Below are 17,826 nucleotides of genomic sequence, written 5' to 3' on the forward strand. Positions count from 1 at the left end.
ATCCTCGTTTTTATCGGATGAAACAATTGATCAGGATCGAACCCTGAAGAAGACGGACCGGTCAGGCCCTGTGTGCACGCGTATGTGGCCGCTGAGCATGGCATCGACTTCGGCGTCACCCGTGTCGACGCGCAAGCAGCCGGTATCGAGGGAAAGGAGCTTGTCCATCGAGGTGATCACGATGATGTGTTCGCGCCCTGCCCGGCGGATGACCTCGGCGCTGATCTGCTGGTTGCCACGGCCGAACAAGCTGCCGTGACCGCCCAGAACGCCAACGATGATGCGTGTCTCGTACCCTTCCATCAGACCGATCAACGCGTGTTCATTGAGGTCGGCACCCACCAGCGCACCGTCCATGACCGCGTCTACGCCCAACAGCGTCGACGGCAGGCCGAGCTCAGTCATAATGCGTCGCGTGGTGGTGCCTGGTCCCAGCAGGTATAGGCAGCCGGGTTTCATGTCCCTGACAACCTGTCGGGACACGGCGTCGAGCGCCATGTTTTCGTTGGCCAAGGAACTGGCCTTGGCGTTTTGCGTCAGGTGACGTTGGTGCGGGCTGCGGGCGTAGCCATACAGCCGCGCCGACACCTGATCGTTGCGCATGGCAGCCTCGTCGATGTCCATGACCTCGGCTTCGCGAAAGCGCACCGACGAGTCGCCGGCAACGAAGCGTGCCGCAAGATGTCCAGCGTTCTGCGGATTAGTGCCGAACACGGCGGAATACATCTTCACACCCGTAGGGATACCGAGGATCGGTACACGATCACTGACCTTTTCCAGCACATCGCGCGCGGTGCCATCTCCGCCGGCGAACAAAAGCAGATCGACCGAGGCATGCGCCATGACGAGCGCGGCATTGCGGGTGTCATCGGGCCGGCTCGCTCCCGGCGACGACGTATAGACGACAATCGGGTCGAGACCGGCGGCGCGCGCGACATCTTCGCCCAGCTCACCCGAGCCGGTGATCAGCCGGAATGGCGTCGTCGAAGCCGCCAGACGCTTGAGCGCGATCAAGGCCCGATCGCTTGAAACGGGTTGCGCACCGCGGCGCCTTGCTTCCTGCAAAACCTCGACCCCGTCGGTGCCCTTTAGCCCCACGCGTCCGCCCATTCCGGCGACCGGGTTGAGGATAAATCCCAGGGTTTTCCCCTGACCTGCGGGGTGCAGTGAAATATCGGAATCGCGCTGTTCACGCATTGCTCGGTATCCTGTGCGAAATGGCGGGGCTCCCGAGGCTGAGAGCACACAGCTCAGACTCATTGCATACGCCTCGTATGTGATACACAATACGACATACGCGAAGTATGTCAACTTACATACGCAATGAATGTTAAATTCTTTATAGGGAACACGACCGATGGCGCAGAAGCGTGCGGACATGATTGCGGAGACTCGCGGCAAACTGATCAAGGCGGCGCGAGACGCATTTGCTGCGAAGGGATATGCGGAAAGTTCGATGGACGATTTCACCGCTCAAGCGGGTCTGACCCGGGGTGCGCTGTACCATCACTTTGGCGACAAAAAGGGCTTGCTACAGGCCGTCATCGCCCAGATAGATGGAGAAATGATGGAACGGTTGTCGGTCATTATCGAAGAGGCCAGCACAACCTGGGACGGCTTCATCGATGAGTCCATCGCCTACATCAAGATGTCCCTGGAACCTGAAATCCAGCGCATTCTCTTCCTCGACGGGCCAGCGGTACTGGGCGACCCGTCGCAATGGCCGAGCCAGAACGCGTGCATCCGAAGCACCCAACGCAGCATTCAAAAGCTGATTGACGAAGGAACGATCCGCGTGGTCGACACCGAAGCGACGGCGCGCCTGATCATGGGTGCCCTGCTCGGCGCTTCCTTGTGGATTGCACATGCTGAGGATCCCCAGACCGCCTCTGAAAAAGCCGCCGAAAGTTTCCGGGCATTGGCGTCCGGATTGCTGCTGTAAGGACAAGCGACAGGCGTAGCCGTGCCGCACGATGCACAGGCAGACTCAACACTTCGACGAAATCATCGAACACGCCGCATCACTGGCGCACTGGTCGCAACACTACGACAAGCTGACGCCCGGTGCTTTTCACGGTGCCCTGCAGGACGTGCAACTGAACGGCGTCCGATTGTTCCGTGAAACCCTGAGCAGCGCTGTTGCCCAGCACACGCACACGCCTGCCCAGTGCATAAACCTGCTGCTGCCGGTGAACCTGCCGAGTCAGCCCGACGTGGCGCCGAATCGAAGCCTTCTTGCCGACGGGCTGAACTTCCTGCCCTACGACGACGATTTTTTCTTCGTCACACCGCCGGACACTGACTACGTTGTGATTTCGTTAAATTGCCAGGTGCTTGAACAACTGTTGGTCGCTGAGGACGTTGAACTGTTCTACCGTCGACCCAGGGGTTACGGGATGAAGCTGTGTGCCGGGGGTCTACAAGGTGCCCAGGTTGCCATGACCGGCCTGCTTGATCAGCTCCAAACCCTTGACGACCTCAATGATCAAACCCTTCAGAACTGCGTACTCGATACGCTGCTCGACTTGCTGGAGCCGCAAAACCCGGTGCGCTTACAGGGACTGGGCGGCAGCCGCCAGCACATTGTCAAATACTGCCATGAGCGCGTGCTGCAAAGCCCTGCAGGGGAATCGCTGTCGATCCTGAACTTGTGCAGGGAGTTGAAGCCCCCCCGCCGCACGCTGCATTACAGCTTCGAAAAAATCGCCGGCAGCTCGCCTCTGACGTATCTGCGCGCCGTCCGTTTGAACGCCGCCCAGCGCAGCCTTACCGAGCACCCGGACCCCAGCGTCGCCGATGTGGCGTACCGCTGGGGGTTCACCCATCAAAGCTATTTCAGCCAGGAGTACAAACGCCTGTTTGGCCATTCACCCTCGGCCCAACGGCGTTGATAGTCGGCACAGGTTTGCGATGCATAACACGATCGACCCACAGCAGAAGCAACGCCGACAGGCACACCAGCGCGCCCCCCAAAAACTGATCCAGTTGAGCACCCATGTTCCCGACATCGTGCATGTGCATCATCGAGTGACCGTGCATGGGATACAGAGGTGGACTGAGCAGCAGCATCACACCGACCAGCACTTGCGGTAGCGCCACCCCCAGGCTGAAGCTCCACTGCTTGCGCAAGGGAACATCCGCGCGCTGGCAATAACGCCCCATTACCCGGCACAACCACAACCCACTCACGGCCATGGCCCATTTCATCAGCGCATACAGCGTGGCATCGTCCATCAATCGTTGATGCAATTGCGGCAGCATCCATACGCCGCTCATTGCACCAAACGCGATCACCACCCAAATTCGCACCGCCCTCCCTTCCTTTGTGAAACCCGCTTCACTGGCCGGCTCCCGGGCGACGGCAAACAGTAAAAGGATCGGCGCCAGGTGATGAATCAAGGCACTTTGCAGGCAGTGCAGCCATACGCTGTGGCGCGCAGCGGCGTCCAGCGCCGGCTGCATGCCCAGCAAAAACACCAGCGCAGCACCGCCCAGCAACAACGGTTGACGCTTCCAACCCTTAGGCCCTCCGCTCACCCAGCAAACAAACACGGCTATCGGCAATAACTCCAGCCAGGCCCAACTCGAAAATCCAGACATGACAACCACCCTCGACCCAAGCGCAGAGCGCTTGGGCATTCATCGATAGAGACCTGATCAGGCGTTGTGTTTGCAGCAACTGGCCGGCTGACCGTCCTGGACACTGGCGTGGTCCCTGCTCGCCGGCAAGTCCATGGCCGGGTTGCCGTTGAAGAAGTTATTGGGCTTGAGTTTGAACCCGACGTATTCCACCGGCATCACCGGGAAATCCTCCGGTTTGCAGATGTGGGTATGGCCAAAGGTGTGCCATACCACCAGATCCTGGTTCTGGATCTCGCGGTTGTTCTGCGTGTACAGCGGGAGGCCGTCACCCCGATGCTGGTTGGGGTAATCGCCGGAGCCGTAACGCTCGCCGGGCGCGTAAGGCGTCACCCACAGGTGCTTGCTGGCAAACCCTGCACGTCGACCAAACGAGCTGTCGGGTTGGGCGAGCATGACCGGATTGTGCTCGGCCATCAGCTTGTAGCCGGGGTGATTGCCGACGGCGTTCTTGACGTTCGGATTGATGATTTTCCAGAAGCGCCCGGTCTGGCCGTTGGCCTCACGGGCGGCGTCCAGCTCATGGGTAAACGTGGTGGTCACACTGTCGAAGACGTTGCCCCAGGTATTTCCCTCGCCTTGCGGGCGCGACTGGAAATTGGTTTCGGTCACAGAGTTGTGCTCGCCATCCACCATCATGTGCAAACGCGCACTGAAAAAATGCTGGTGGGTCGGGCCATAGAACTCGGGTGTGACCATGCCGCCACCGCTGGCGGGGCGTTGACCGGGAGCCAACGCGGCGGTCTGGATGATCCCGGTCAGCTTGGCTTCGAGTTGAATCGTACCGTCCTGATAGAGGTACCAGAAAAACCCGTAGTCGTAGTTGGCCACGGTGCAGAAGAAGCTGATCACCAGGCGCCGGGAGCGACGCATTTCGAACACACCGGTACGAAACTCATAGTGTTTCCACCGCGTGCCGTAATCTTCCTCGTGCATGCAGATAGCATTCTTCATGACAAAAGGTTCGCCCTGATCATTGACCGAAGGCACATCGAAATAACGAATCGCCCCAAGGCAATCACAGCCCAGCTCCAGTTGGTTGGCCAGACGACCGAGCCCGTATTCGCCGCCATCGAACGCGCATTTCCAGTAATGATTGAGCTCGTTGTCCGAATAGGGAACGCCCATGTCGGTGACACTGGCGCGATAGAGGATCGGGCGCACGACGTCGCCGTCCTTGTAGCCCAGTTGGTGCAGAACCAGACCTTCGCGCGGCGTGAAGCCGACGCGGAACTCCCAGTTCTGCCAACTCACTTTCCAGTCATCGACGGTGAAGCTCACGCCCTCAGGCTGCGTGATGTGCAACGGTTTGAGTCCGTCACGCGGCTGGCCCAGGGACGCGGAATCGTAGTTGATCGTGGCTTTGGGAATCGGCGTCAGGCGACCGTCGTCCAACAGCTCGATGACCTCGCCTTTGTTCAGGTCGATGATAGCAACCAGTCCTTCGATCGGGTGGGCGTAGCCGTTGTCGGTCAGCTTGTCACGGTAGAACGCGACACCGCGCATCAACCGCTTGCCCTGATAACGTTCATCATCGCCGAAATGCCCGAATGACCAGGGATCGATCTGTACGTTTTCAATATCGGCATCGGTGAGGCCCCGGCGCTTGACAGCCGCACGCCACGCGGGGTCGTTTTGCACAGCTTCCACGCACAGGTCGAACTCCTCAATCATGATCGGTGCATGACCCTGGGTTTCAATGTCGACCGCTTGCCAATCGACAAGGGTTTGGCTGTTCAAATCAACCAGCGCTTCGAAGGTGTTGCCCGTCAATTTGTCCAGCACCAAGGCAAATGCACGCCTGGAAAATGCCTGGCCTGGCACATGGGCCAATACCTCACGCTTATCCGGCTCGGCGAGATGCAGGTACGGGAAGCGGCATTTGTCGTGAAGGTTTTTTTCCCGTTTCAGGATGCTGCTCGCCAAAGCAAGCTCCTCTAGCGAAAGCGGGTCAAGCGGGTGGGTCGCGGTGGTTATTTTAAGATTAACGTTCATGCTTCGTACTCTTCCAGTCAAATGTGCTTTTGGGTTTAAAGGCATTCAGACGATGAAGAAACTGCAGCACTGCGGTAAGTCGGCCTATAAAGACTACGACCAACTACCGCAGGCGCATTAACACAAATTGGCAGAAACATAGCGGGCACTCGCCAAACTAAAAGAGCTGGCATGTTTCTGGCTTTTTAATCGCTCAAGGCACAGCGGATAAATGATCCGGCAACGCTGCGGTCAGGTCGGCAACCCTCCTGCGCGTTCCAGCTATCCAGACTTTAGTCATCACTTCGCACTATCAAAGAGCAACCTGCACTAATGCGGTGCTTACAGCGTCCGACGGACTGTTGAATTAATTGTTATTTGAATGGCCTTTAATCACGCCGTAAAAAAACAGCACCACCAGAAGTAATGGCGTTCCGTTCACCCAAGCGGATTCACTGCCGGTCAGCAGCCCGTAGTTCTCATAGATCAAGTAAACCGCCACGCTAAGCCCCGCCAGTGCAACCAGTGGGCTGACCAAGACTTTGAGATACTTGCGAGAGCTGACTTTCTTGAAATGGGCAACCACCGCCAGCGAAATGAATGCCTGAAGCCCGATGAGCCCAATCGTTCCCAAAGCCAGCGTCACCGGGAAAAGGAAGACAAACGCGTCGTAACCCAGCGACGATGGGACGGCGATGCAGACTGCAACCACCACCGTTACTAGAAGACTCGCATTGGCCGGGGAGTTTTTTTGCGGATGAATGTTCGATAGCACACGCGGCAAATGTTTATCTTTGGCCAGCACATGCACGTAGCGAGTGGCCGCGTTGTGCAGCGACAACAAACAGGCAAAATTGCTGGTGCACAGCATGATCGAAACAAGGGTGGCCGTTGTGCCTCCCAGGCGTGTCGAGAACAGGTTGATGATCAGTTCGCCTTGCGTCGATGCCGCTTCGCCCTTGATCGCTTCTACCCCGATGCCACCTACAATCAGCCAGATAATCACAAAGTAAGCGACAGCCACCAAGGCTACTGCGAGACGCGTGGCACCCGGAATGGATTTTTCCGGCCGCTTGGCTTCCATCGCATACAGCGCTGCGGACTCGACACCGAGGAACGCTGCCAGCGCGACCATCATTCCGACCCCGAGGCCGGGCGACGTTATTGCATCAATCGATACCGCTTCAACTGGAAACGCAGCGAGGCCTTTATCCATGAAAATGGAGATACCGAGCAGAAACAGCATGAAGAACTCAGCAAGCACCAATGGCACCAGGATCTTCGCGGCAAAATCAATGTTCGCCCGGCCTAGATAAGATGTCAGCGCCATGAGCAACAATGTCCATGACGTCCAGCCAATATCCACGCCAAATGTTTGCAAGGTCAAATTGGTGTAGTAGCCCGACACAATGGCCAGGGCAATGGTAATTGCCAGGTAGGACGCCAATGCTACCCATGCCGCGCCCGCGCCAACTCGCAGGCCAAACACCACCGATAGATACTTGTAAAACGCGCCTGCACCCGGGATCGCGCGAATTAACTCGCCATAGCCGACCGAGAAACAAACCATCAAGAATCCGGCCACCAAAAATGTTCCGGCCAGCCCCGGACCGTTGCCGAGTTGAAAGCCGATGGGCGCGGCTGTGAGAACAGCGCCCAAAGGTGCAGCGGCGGCAATCACCAACAATGCGATCTGATAAGTACCCAGGTTGCCCTTCAGCTTTTCACTGACTATAGGCGCCTCTTCATGCAGGGATTCGGTTAGCTCTGTCATCACAAAAGCTCCACTCTTTTATTGTTATGGATCACGCCAATGGGTCGATGCAGTAGCGTCCTTGCTGAAAACTCAACGTGGGTTACATCCCGATGCTGACTGTCTCAGGCAGCGTGCTGGCACCATCGATCACGATTTGCGCACCGTTGATGTAACTGGACTCGTCGGACGCGAGGAATGCCGACAACTCACCGACTTCATCGGGCCTGCCCAGGCGTTTCATGGGAATGGCTGTGGCCAGTTCATCAAGAACCGACTTCGGATCGTCCGGATTGACTTGCCTGGCGACCTGCTCCGCCATCGGTGTCCATATGAAGCCCGGGCAAATGGCATTGACCCGAATGTGATGGGGAGCCATTTCCACCGCCAGCGCCTTGGTGAAGCCAATCAGCGCGGACTTGGACAAGGCATAGGCCACCTCACCCGGATCGGCCGTCAGGTCACCGGTGACGGACGACATGACGACCACCGCACCGCCGCCGGAGTTGATCATGTGCGGCAGAACCGCCCGGGCGGTATGCCATGCACCTTTGACGTTAACGTTGATGTGCAAGTCGAGATCGGCATCGCTGGAATCCAGAAACTTCGCCAGTCGGCAAACGCCGGCATTGCAGACCAGCGCATTCAAGCGGCCAAAACGCTGCATGCCTTTTTCGGCAATCAGGCGCATGGCCTGCGGATCGGTCACATCACCGACGTGCGCAAGTACTTCCACGCCGTAGGTATTTTGAATCTCTGCTGCCACTTCATGGATCGACTCATCAAGATCAACCAGGATCAAGCTGGCCCCATATTTTGCGTAGATGCTGGCATGAGATTTTCCCATTCCTTTTGAAGCCCCGGTAATCAAGGCCACTTTCCCGTTCAACTTACTCATGATGTCCTCCGGTTTTTTTGAACAAAAAAATCCCGTCATGCCCGGGTCGTGTCCCCGGGCATGCTGTTTCACAATCAGGTATTAAGTAATTACCGTCGACCGATGGTTTTTAAGTGTTTCGGACGGCCGTTCGCCAAACAGATGTTTGTAGTAGACGCTGAACATGCCCATATGCCAGAAACCCCAATTGGCGGCCACTTCACTAATCAAGGTTGGCTTATCGCTGGAGACAAGTTCCGCCCTGGCGCCGTTCAAACGTATGTAGCGCAGATAAGTCACGGGGCTGATACCCAAGACTTTGTTGAAGGCATAATGCAGCGAACGATGACTGGTGCGCAGCCCCTCACACAAATCGGTCACCGTTAACGCTTCACTTTTTCTTGAAAGAATATAATTGCGTGCACTGTCTACAACATGGCGATGAATGAACTGCTCTGCGTGAGATTTCTTCGATACGGGCAAGTCTGCTGTCATGCCAAGGAGCAATTGCATGATGTCGAAGGTGAGTTGTTTTTTGGCTGACGCCGATTCGAGAATTGAAGGATTGTCCTCGACGGCACGGAAAAAGTTATCAAAGCCTTGCCGAAAGGCTGCGCATTTTTCGGGCGCCAGTGCACTGACTTCCTTGGTCAGCGCGATGACACTCTTGTCATCAAACTCATCATCCAGCGAGTATTTCCTGAAGGCTTCAACATCGACGGATGCACCATAAATATCCGAATAGCCGGGGGTCTTGAATTTGAGTTCGGAATCCGGCCGGAGAAAGAACACGGAATCAATGCAATCGAGCTCTTTACCGCACCAGTAACCGTGGCCGCGCAACGCGATGGGAATGCCCAAGGCAAACTTGCCAGGCAGGGTTTGCCCATGTTGATCCACCGCTTGATTCATCACCTCACGGAAAATCTGCACCACACCCACGGAAATTTCAGTGACCGAACCTGCGAATTGCCCCGGGCTTATCTGCAGGTACTCTTGCTGCCACTCCGACAAAGAGTTCGCCAGCACATTGGCGTCGGTGACAGAAACGCTCTGTAATCCTGCTTGCTGAGATTTTTGCTGGACCGGTTGCGATCTCATGGCATATCTCCTGGGCGCATCAGTGTTCCTTTTATTATTCGAATGGCGGCTTTACCGACTATCGAGCCTGTGCCTCGCGTCCTATGCTCAATGGCTACAGTTTCAAATTTACACGATGCTTATTGAGCCGGGGGGCAAGGGGCCCGAGATTGCGCATTTTTTTGATAGCCGCGTCATCCGGTTGCAACGGCGGCACCACTCACTGTCCCCTCGTTCTCCCAATCCGCCAGATCAACCGGATGACTCTGCACATACCTGCCAACGGCATCGTCTAGCGTGGGAAAATCCGTACCTCCCCCAGTAACGTGTAAAACCCGAATCGCTTGAACTCACCTTGACTGATGACCTACGTCGGTTGGAAGGACATGAAATCCGCCATACGCTACATCGACACGGCAGATTCCTTTGGAGCATTGGCGACAGGTCAGCCGCTCACCTCATCAGCTGTTCCCCACCCGCAAGCGTTGACGGTTGCTGGAAAACCCTAGGGCCAGATGAGGTTCACATGGGTAGCCATACTCCAGCTCGCAAAAGTCTTCTGCATAGTGCGATTCGATTGGTCGATCCGGGTGAGCTCTGCCAATGTGATTTACAACGAGAGTTGCCGTAGTAATGTAAAGGCCTGCTTCATTTGGTCTTCGCTGACGACGAACGCCCGTAGCTGCCCTGCCATGTCCAGCCCTTTGGCTACCAGCCCCTGTGACTCAAGGCTGATCTGCCATTGCAAGTCCTTCCGGTTGGTTTCTCCGGCCAGGTGCAGTGGCATTTCCGGGGTCTTGATCTTCACCAGCATCGCCGGGAACTTCACTTGCTCATCGCCACCCAGCACATTACGAGCCAGGGTCATGGCGCTTAACTGAATGGGTTGCAGAAACGGCAGCAGCTTGCCCTCGATTTGCGCGCAATCGCCGACGGCAAATATGTGTGGGTCAGAGGTGCACATGCGTTCATCAACTTCAATGCCACGATCCACCCGTAAACCAGCCTGCGCCGCCAACGTCGTATCAGGTTTCAACCCAATTGAGGCAAGGATCACATCGGTGGAGATTTGCCGGCCATTGGACAAAGTCGCCAACAGGCTATCGTCTCTCCTTTCAATGGATTCCAAAGCCTGGTTGAACACCATTTCCACACCCATCTGGCATAGCCGATGCTGCAAGCGGCTACTCACCTCAACAGGCAGCAACGAGGCCAGCAGGCTGCAGGACTTATCCATCAGTACCACTTGCTTTCCGGCACGATTGACATCCATGGCCAGTTCACTGCCAATCAAGCCGGCCCCCAGAATTAGTACGCGCTCTGCCGCTCTCAGAGCATGTTGTGCATGACGGTATTCTTGCTGACTGTTCAGAGTCACCATCCACTCCCGTCCAGGAATCGGCGGAACGATGGCTTGCGCACCCGTGGCAAGAATCAGTTTGTCGTCGTATACTTATGTTGTTGATATTAATCAATAAAATTATTGGCCCGTTTTGTGTATTGAATAGCGAACTTAACGCAAACCCAAAGGGACAATGTCATGACTCGTTCAATCGTGCTCAGTTTTACCCTGTGTACACTGCTGTCTCCGCTATGCCAGGCAGACCAGATAATCCGTGAAGTCCCCGACACAACCGCTGGCAGGGGTTTCGGCGCCTTGACCGGAATGATGGTTGGCGCGGCAGGCGGCCCGATTGGTGCACTGATCGGCGCAACTGGCGGTTTTTTCGCCGGCAGTGCGGTGCAAGCAGGCATTGGCAAGTCTGAAGCCGCTTATGAAGTGAAAAACGCGCAAGGCGAGATTAGTACGGTGCGCTCACCCAATGCGATTTTTGAAGTCGGGCAGCAGGTCACGCGTAAAGGTGCGCGACTGGTGGCATCTGAGGAGTAAGAAGCTGAAACAGTTTCATGTGACTAAATAGAACTGCTTTTTAGGCCCGCTTGCGGGTCTTTTTTTAAGTCGTTTTTTGAAATGTATTATTAACGAATTCGATGATCGATCAGCTTTCTAATAGTGAGCGATTTTTGATGCATGGTACTTCATGAGCTCTCGGAACTCAAAACGGAGCAGACAACAAGTAACTTGAATACCGCCAACAATGGCTCAACACCAAAGACAAGATCAATCGGTAAACGCATTCAGTATGCAAAGGTGGAATCGAGAAGCCCTGCTTCGTGGCACAACTTTGAAGTAGCTTTGCGTGTACTTCGACGTTTCTCGCCCAGCCAGCCTCCAAATCAGAGAGCAGGATTGGGCGCAAAAAAATAAGAACAGGTCAAGCAAGAAGGCACAGCAATGAACGACACGAGGATTTCCGGTCAAGCCGAAGTATGTCTAAAGCTGATGCTTGAACCTAACAACCAGCTGTTCAGCGAAGCACATCGCTTGAGCTGCGCCGCCCTTGATCTTCTCGATCGGCTCTATCTGGATTGGAAATTTTCAGCCAGTATCATGAGAAGAGACGAAATACCGATCTCAAATATCCTGACGCCATCAAGCACTTACGGTTGATCATGACTGAATACCATGCGCCTCCATCCTCAATAGAGATAATTTGATTATTTACTTAGCCTCGATTATTTCAATTTCTTCTGTGTGACCGCCACTACGACTGGTTAAAATTTTATTCAATTTCTTGACAGCTATGCGAAGTCTACTACCCTCAAGATCATTCAACTTCCCAACTTGAACCACGGCACTCAAATATGCAGCGCTTGGTATTGTTAATAATTAGTGCCTGTTCTCGGCTATTTGAATCCTGACCTCAGGCAATCGTCAGTGCAGCAGAAGTCGAGGTCGCCTGCCTTGTTCCGAGCACCGCAAAGCCGCTGTGCGTGCGCCTAACACTCTTCCTGTTGATTAATACCCACCCGGCAGAGCGTTATCCCAGGAACTTTCCACCTGCATTTTCACATTGGGAGGCAGTCGTGCAAAAAGTCTTGAAGCTTGTCAGCTATGCAGTGCTCGTGCTGATGGCCAGCGCGGTCGTCTATGCCGGAGTGATCGGCATCACCTATTGGACCGGCATCGGCGTATAGGGAGTTCGCAATGAACAAACGCCAGACACGCTCATTCGCGCTGATATCGACGGCTATCGCCACTGTGGTGTTTCTGGGCATGACTGTTGATAGTCACCGGCAGTTTCCCACACTGACCAACGCTCAACAGATCACGCCCCAGGTCACTCGCGGCAAGGATGTCTGGCATCAATACAATTGCATCAATTGCCACACCTTGTTCGGCGAGGGTGCTTATTACGCCCCGGACCTGACGAAAATCACCCAGCAGCGCGGCGCCCCTTACCTCACTGCGTTCCTCAAAGACCCCTCAAAGTTCTATGACGAGAAACGCCATCGCCGACTGATGCCGAACCTGAAACTCGGCGATGAGGAAATCGCCGATTTGATCGCCTTCCTCGACTGGGTGAGCAAGGTCGACAATCAAGGCTGGCCGCCGCGCCCGATTCTGGTGACCGGTGCGTCGATCCCCGGCATGGACCTCACCGTGGCACAGCAGAATGCGACCGGTGGCGACCAACCCCCTCCCGCCGCCCGCCCAATGTCCGGCAAGGAAGACCCGATCGCCCTGGGCGAGGCGTTGTTTCGAACAACCGCCACCCCGGTGTGCAGCGCTTGTCACTCGATTGCGCCGGGCGTCAACCTCGCAGGGCCATCGCTGGCCGGGTTGGCCAATCGGGCCAAGCAGGTCATCGCCTCGCCTGACTATAAGGGCAAGGCCAAGGATGCCGAAGGTTTCATCCGCGAATCCATCGTTACGCCGAGTGCCTACCTGCATCCGGGCGACATGTTTTCCGCCAACGGTATGTCCTTCATGCCGGACACCTTCGCCAAATCGCTAACGCCCGAACAGATCGATCAACTGGTCGCCTATCTGGCGTCGTTCCAGTAACCGCAGGGGATGACCATGCGCTACAGATCTCAATCCGTCGCCTATTGGTATTTCGCCGTTGCCATGGTGTTGTTTGGCCTGCAATTGGTTTTCGGCCTGCTCTCGGCGGCGAAATACCTCGGGCCGGATCCGCTGCTGAACCTCTTGCCATTCGATGTCACCAAGTCCATTCACACCAATCTGTTGATCGTCTGGGTGCTGACCGGGTTCATGGGGGCGACCTACTGGATGGTGCCGGACGAGTCCCGTGGCGAGTTGCACAGCACCAAACTGGCCTACATCCAGCTCGGGTTGTGGACGGCCATGGGCGTCACCGCCGTTCTGGGTTACCTGTTCGGTTATGGCACCGGGAACAAGTTGCTCGAACAGCCGCTGCCCCACAAAATCGTGATCGTGATTTGCATGCTGATGTTTCTCTACAACATCGGCATGACGATCAAGAAAGCCGGGCGTTTCACCGCCACCGAGGGCGTTCTGCTGCTAGGCCTGGCCAGCGCCGCCGTGCTCTTTCTGCCAGCGCTGCTGCATTATGAAAATTACGTGGTGTCGATCTATTACCGGTGGTGGACCATCCACCTGTGGGTCGAAGGTGTCTGGGAGATGATCCAGGGCGGCTTTCTTGCCTATCTGCTGATCCGGCTGTCCGGCGCTGACCGCGAGGTGATGGAGAAGTGGCTGTACGTCATCGTCGGCCTGGTGTTTATTGCCGGCATTCTGGGCACCGCACACCATTATTACTGGATCGGCGTTCCCCATTACTGGCTGCCACTGGGCGGCTTCTTCAGTGCGCTAGAGCCATTGGCGCTGATCGGCATGGCGATCTATGCCTACAACGCGATGCGCCGCTCGGGCCTGTCTCACCCGAACAAACTGGCCTTGCACTGGACCTTGGGCAGTGCCGTGTTCACCATGTTCGGTGCCGGCCTGCTGGGGTTGGCTCACACCTTCCCCGACGTCAACAAGTGGACCCACGGCACCCTGATTACCGCCATGCATGGCCATGCAGCCTTCTATGGTGCTTACGCCATGATTGTCCTGGCGATGATCACCTATGCGCTGCCGGGCCTGACCCGTCGTCCCGTGGAGGAAAGCAGTATCGGCTATTGGGCGTTCTGGCTGCAGTTGGGAGGCATGTTCGGCATGACCCTGTCATTTGCCACCGCGGGCATTGGTCAGGTGTACCTGGAGCGCATTCTCGGCCTGGGCTACCTGGACGTGCAGCTGAAAATTCAGGTGCACTTCCTGATGCTGGTGGCGACAGCATCGATGTTCAGCCTGGGTGCGGGGCTGTTCATCTTCGAGTTTTTCCGCCATGCGCCGGACTTCAATGTCGATGAAGCCGATCCGGTCCAGGCCACACCTCATGCCTCAGGCGCGGCGCTGTGATGGAACGTTCGCTGATGCACGCCGAACCCGCACCGCTGCAAGCTGAACCCTATTACCAGCCCAGCGGCGACGAGGTCGCGATTTTCGAGCAATGCCATGCGCAGCAACTGGCCGTCATGCTCAAAGGACCCACCGGGTGTGGCAAGACCCGTTTTGTCGAACACATGGCCTGGCGCCTCAAACGCCCGTTGATCACCATTTCCTGCCATGACGATCTGAGTGCCAGCGACCTGGTCGGGCGTTTCTTGATCGGTCACCAGGGCACCCATTGGACGGAAGGCCCACTGACTCGAGCGGTGCGCGAAGGCGCTATCTGTTACCTGGACGAGGTGGTCGAAGCGCGGCAAGACACGATTGTCGTCCTGCACCCGCTGACCGACCACCGACGCATTCTGCCGCTGGACAAAATCGGCGAGATCCTCGAAGCCTCACCACATTTTCAACTGGTGGTCTCCTACAACCCCGGCTACCAACGCATTCTCAAGGATTTGAAACCGAGTACCCGACAGCGCTTTGTGGCGCTGGATTTTGACTTCCCGCCGCCCGAGCGCGAAATTTCTATCATCATCCATGAGGGTGGAACCGACTACGCCACCGCCCACGCCTTAGTCACCCTCGCCCAGCGGCTACGTGCCTTGCAGGACCGAGGCCTGGCGGAAGTCCCTAGTACCCGTCTGCTGATCGCCACTGCGCGGCTGATCACCCACGGCATTGCTGCGCCCGTCGCGTGCCGGGTCGCGTTGATCTCGCCGCTGTCCGATGACGCGATACTGGTCGCGGCCATGCGCGACCTCGTCGACCTGACGTTTATCTAGATGGCCGAAGCCGAGGACCTCATCACCGATGTCGCACGCCACGCAACGGTGTATGCACATGCGTTGTGGCGTCGTCACCAGGCACCCTCGCCCCCTGCAAAAATCGTCACCCTAGGGGATGTCGCACAACACCTCGACTTACTGATCAAGGCGGTGTTCAACACCCACTATTCGCTGCGTGTCGCGCAACCACCCTCGCCACCCACATTGTTAAAAAGGCTTTTACAGCGTAGCGAAATACCTTGTCGGCAAAGCGCGATCCCGGCTACCGATGGTGTGTCTATCTGGCTGCCGGAGCACCTGGGCAGCGATGATGTTCCACTCATGCGGGAACGTTATCGAACCCTCGCCTTGCAACAAGCGATGCGCGCGCAAAGAGGCAGCGCCGCCGCCCTGCCGACCCTTGCCAACCCGATGCAGCGCAGCGTCTATCTGCTCCTCGAAGCCTGGGCTGCCGATACCGATTTGGTGCGAGTGCTGCCGGGACTGGCCGCATCGATCCAAGGGTTGCGTCAACATGCATTTGCCATGCGCCCCCCTCTTCACGCATTTCCCCGCCAGCGACAGCCCCTGGAAAACTTCCTTCGGTTACTGCTAAGCAGTGAATGCGGCAAGCCTCTGGAGGGACTGGTGATACCTGCCAAAACGGCCGACTCGCTGCGCCATTCAGCAACCCTCGCGGCACGCCTCATGTCCGCCGAAGAACCTCGCAAGCTCGGTGCCAATTGGCTGTTGCTCGATGCCTGGACCGGCGATCTGCGCGAGCCGTCGGCGCGACGGGCGGTCCCGACGCTGCCCGGCGAAATCGACACCGCCGACACCCAGCCACGCAGCGCACGTCTTGAACGCCAGCCAAATGTGCGTGCAGCCTATGCCGACGAGGACGACGATCAGGAACAAGGCCTGTGGATGGTGCAGCCCGCCGAGCCGCTGGAAAAGGCCGAAGACCCCATGGGAATGCAGCGCCCTGCCGACCGGGATACCGACACCCCGGCGGCTGATTTTGCCGAGTCATTGGCCGAACTCGAGGAAGCCCGACTGGTGGTCACGGCCGGCCCCACGAAAGAAGTGCTGCTGTCTGACGATCTGCCACAGACCCGTGCTCAGCACGGTGCACAGGATCTTGCCAGCAACGCAATCAGCTACCCCGAGTGGGATTACCGCCGGCAGGTCTACCGTGATCCGGGTGCAACCCTGCAACTGTGTCCCGCCCTGGCAGGCCCACAGCAGTGGGTCGAGCGAACCCTCGAGACTCACCGTCCGGTGCTCGATGCCATCCGCCGGCAATTCGAAAGCCTGCGGGCCCAACGGGTCAGGCTGCGCAAACAATGGGAGGGCGACGATATCGATCTGGAGGCGTATATCGACGGTTGCGCCGAGGCCCGCGCCGGCCTGAGCATGCCGCAGGCGCTGTATCAGACCCAGCGCCGGGGCCGGCGCGACATGGCGATCATGTTGCTGATCGACGTCAGCGGCTCCACTGACAGCTGGCTGTCCTGCCATCGCCGGGTCATTGATGTCGAGCGCGAGGCGTTGCTGCTGGTCTGTCTGGCGTTGGAGAGCCTGGGCGAGCCTTACAGCGTGCTGGCGTTTTCCGGCGAGGGGCCACAAAGTGTCACGATACGCACCCTGAAAGCATTCGATGAGTGCTACAGCAGTGAAGTCGGCCGGCGCATTGCCGCACTCGAACCGGAACGTTATACCCGGGCTGGCGCTGCCATTCGTCACGCGAGCACATTGCTGATGCGCGAAGCGGCCACACACCGGCTCCTGTTGCTACTTTCCGACGGCAAGCCGAACGATATTGACCAGTACGAAGGTCGCTATGGCGTGGAAGACATGCGTCAAGCCGTGACCGAAGCCAAGCTACAAGGCATGCACCCTTTTTGTTTGACCATCGACCGCCAGGCAGCGAACTATCTACCAGCAGTGTTCGGATTGCGGCAGTACGTCTTACTGCCCAGGCCGGAGCTGTTGCCCAGCGCGCTGCTGGAATGGATCAAGAGGCTGGTGATGGCTTGATCCCCCTTCAGACGGCTTTTTTTTGCCTGATGATGTTGGCAACAGGAAACCAGTAGCTGCGCAGCTCTGCCAATTTTTTTCCAACGAACGCAGATCAGATTCGATCAGCACCTTTTGGCACCATTTATAATGGTCATGCCAGGAACCTAAAGCCGATTGAAGTGCTTTCAGAGAACTCGCCGCTTTGCGCGAAAGCGGTGAAATTTCGGGAAAAGCCTCCGTGAGGTAGCGAGTCCGCTTGACCAGGATTCTCAACTCGTGTCGATCAAATCCAGTGTCATCCACGGCAGTATTCAAGCGGTCGATCTGCAGAGAATGCGGCGGCGTGTTCTGCTTTCCTGCGAAACCTGTTGCGATGATCCGCATCGAT

At 56.9% G+C, this 17,826-nt stretch carries 16 protein-coding genes; 8 read left to right on the forward strand and 8 right to left on the reverse strand.

The window, feature by feature from the left end; genetic code table 11:
* Window positions 1–30 precede the first annotated feature (30 nt).
* Window positions 31–1,197 carry an ATP-NAD kinase family protein gene (locus K5K95_RS25720; RefSeq protein ID WP_222586704.1) on the reverse strand — a complete coding sequence of 389 codons (1,167 nt, stop codon included), beginning with the start codon at window positions 1,195–1,197 and terminating at the stop codon, window positions 31–33.
* Between the two features lie 160 nt (window positions 1,198–1,357).
* Here K5K95_RS25720 and K5K95_RS25725 point away from each other — a divergent pair, with 160 nt between their 5' ends.
* Together K5K95_RS25725 and K5K95_RS25730 are read left to right on the forward strand one after the other, a co-directional pair.
* On the forward strand, window positions 1,358–1,942 hold the full coding sequence (locus K5K95_RS25725; protein ID WP_222586705.1) for a TetR/AcrR family transcriptional regulator: 585 nt from the start codon (window positions 1,358–1,360) through the stop codon (window positions 1,940–1,942).
* 31 nt (window positions 1,943–1,973) lie between these two features.
* Window positions 1,974–2,891 carry an AraC family transcriptional regulator gene (locus K5K95_RS25730; protein WP_222586706.1) on the forward strand — a complete coding sequence of 306 codons (918 nt, stop codon included), beginning with the start codon at window positions 1,974–1,976 and terminating at the stop codon, window positions 2,889–2,891.
* Here the strand turns inward: K5K95_RS25730 and K5K95_RS25735 are convergent.
* The 6 genes from K5K95_RS25735 to norW all read right to left on the reverse strand — a co-directional run bounded on the left by K5K95_RS25735 (window position 2,836) and on the right by norW (window position 10,761).
* On the reverse strand, window positions 2,836–3,600 hold the full coding sequence (locus tag K5K95_RS25735; protein ID WP_222586707.1) for a cytochrome c oxidase assembly protein: 765 nt from the start codon (window positions 3,598–3,600) through the stop codon (window positions 2,836–2,838). The genes K5K95_RS25730 and K5K95_RS25735 overlap by 56 nt on opposite strands.
* Before the next feature lie 57 nt (window positions 3,601–3,657).
* On the reverse strand, window positions 3,658–5,634 hold the full coding sequence (locus tag K5K95_RS25740; protein WP_222586708.1) for a primary-amine oxidase: 1,977 nt from the start codon (window positions 5,632–5,634) through the stop codon (window positions 3,658–3,660).
* Window positions 5,635–5,980: 346 nt separating this feature from the next.
* On the reverse strand, window positions 5,981–7,387 hold the full coding sequence (locus K5K95_RS25745) for an APC family permease (RefSeq protein WP_222586709.1): 1,407 nt from the start codon (window positions 7,385–7,387) through the stop codon (window positions 5,981–5,983).
* 82 nt (window positions 7,388–7,469) lie between these two features.
* Entirely contained in the window at window positions 7,470–8,264 is a 795-nt protein-coding gene (gene ucpA, locus K5K95_RS25750) for an SDR family oxidoreductase UcpA (protein ID WP_017338336.1), read from the reverse strand.
* 81 nt (window positions 8,265–8,345) lie between these two features.
* Window positions 8,346–9,344: a helix-turn-helix domain-containing protein gene (locus K5K95_RS25755; RefSeq protein WP_222586710.1), complete on the reverse strand. Its 999-nt coding sequence runs from the start codon at window positions 9,342–9,344 to the stop codon at window positions 8,346–8,348.
* A gap of 589 nt (window positions 9,345–9,933) precedes the next feature.
* A complete protein-coding gene (gene norW, locus K5K95_RS25760) occupies window positions 9,934–10,761 on the reverse strand; it encodes an NADH:flavorubredoxin reductase NorW (RefSeq protein ID WP_315903127.1) in 828 nt (275 codons plus the stop codon).
* A 102-nt stretch (window positions 10,762–10,863) separates the two neighbouring features.
* On the opposite strand from norW, the gene K5K95_RS25765 reads away from it, so the two are divergent.
* From K5K95_RS25765 to K5K95_RS25790, 6 genes are all read left to right on the forward strand, one after another.
* Window positions 10,864–11,214 (forward strand): hypothetical protein, encoded by a 351-nt coding sequence (locus K5K95_RS25765; RefSeq protein ID WP_046027251.1) that lies wholly within the window; start codon window positions 10,864–10,866, stop codon window positions 11,212–11,214.
* Between the two features lie 405 nt (window positions 11,215–11,619).
* Window positions 11,620–11,835 carry a hypothetical protein gene (locus K5K95_RS25770; protein WP_222586711.1) on the forward strand — a complete coding sequence of 72 codons (216 nt, stop codon included), beginning with the start codon at window positions 11,620–11,622 and terminating at the stop codon, window positions 11,833–11,835.
* Between the two features lie 537 nt (window positions 11,836–12,372).
* Window positions 12,373–13,233, forward strand: a complete 861-nt coding sequence (locus K5K95_RS25775) for a c-type cytochrome (protein ID WP_222586712.1) — start codon at window positions 12,373–12,375, stop codon at window positions 13,231–13,233.
* A gap of 15 nt (window positions 13,234–13,248) precedes the next feature.
* Window positions 13,249–14,619: a cbb3-type cytochrome c oxidase subunit I gene (locus K5K95_RS25780; RefSeq protein ID WP_046027852.1), complete on the forward strand. Its 1,371-nt coding sequence runs from the start codon at window positions 13,249–13,251 to the stop codon at window positions 14,617–14,619.
* Window positions 14,619–15,434 (forward strand): CbbQ/NirQ/NorQ/GpvN family protein, encoded by an 816-nt coding sequence (locus K5K95_RS25785; protein ID WP_080942983.1) that lies wholly within the window; start codon window positions 14,619–14,621, stop codon window positions 15,432–15,434. The genes K5K95_RS25780 and K5K95_RS25785 overlap by 1 nt, the downstream gene beginning before the upstream one ends.
* The gene (locus K5K95_RS25790) at window positions 15,435–17,456 is read left to right on the forward strand and encodes a nitric oxide reductase activation protein NorD (RefSeq protein ID WP_222586713.1); all 2,022 of its coding nucleotides are present in this window, start codon (window positions 15,435–15,437) and stop codon (window positions 17,454–17,456) included. It begins immediately after the preceding gene.
* Here K5K95_RS25790 and K5K95_RS25795 read toward each other — a convergent pair.
* The gene (locus K5K95_RS25795) at window positions 17,388–17,822 is read right to left on the reverse strand and encodes a CHAD domain-containing protein (RefSeq protein WP_261398072.1); all 435 of its coding nucleotides are present in this window, start codon (window positions 17,820–17,822) and stop codon (window positions 17,388–17,390) included. The genes K5K95_RS25790 and K5K95_RS25795 overlap by 69 nt on opposite strands.
* Window positions 17,823–17,826 lie beyond the last annotated feature (4 nt).

The sequence above is a fragment of the Pseudomonas sp. DR48 genome (genome assembly GCF_019823085.1).
Taxonomy (GTDB): Bacteria; Pseudomonadota; Gammaproteobacteria; order Pseudomonadales; family Pseudomonadaceae; genus Aquipseudomonas.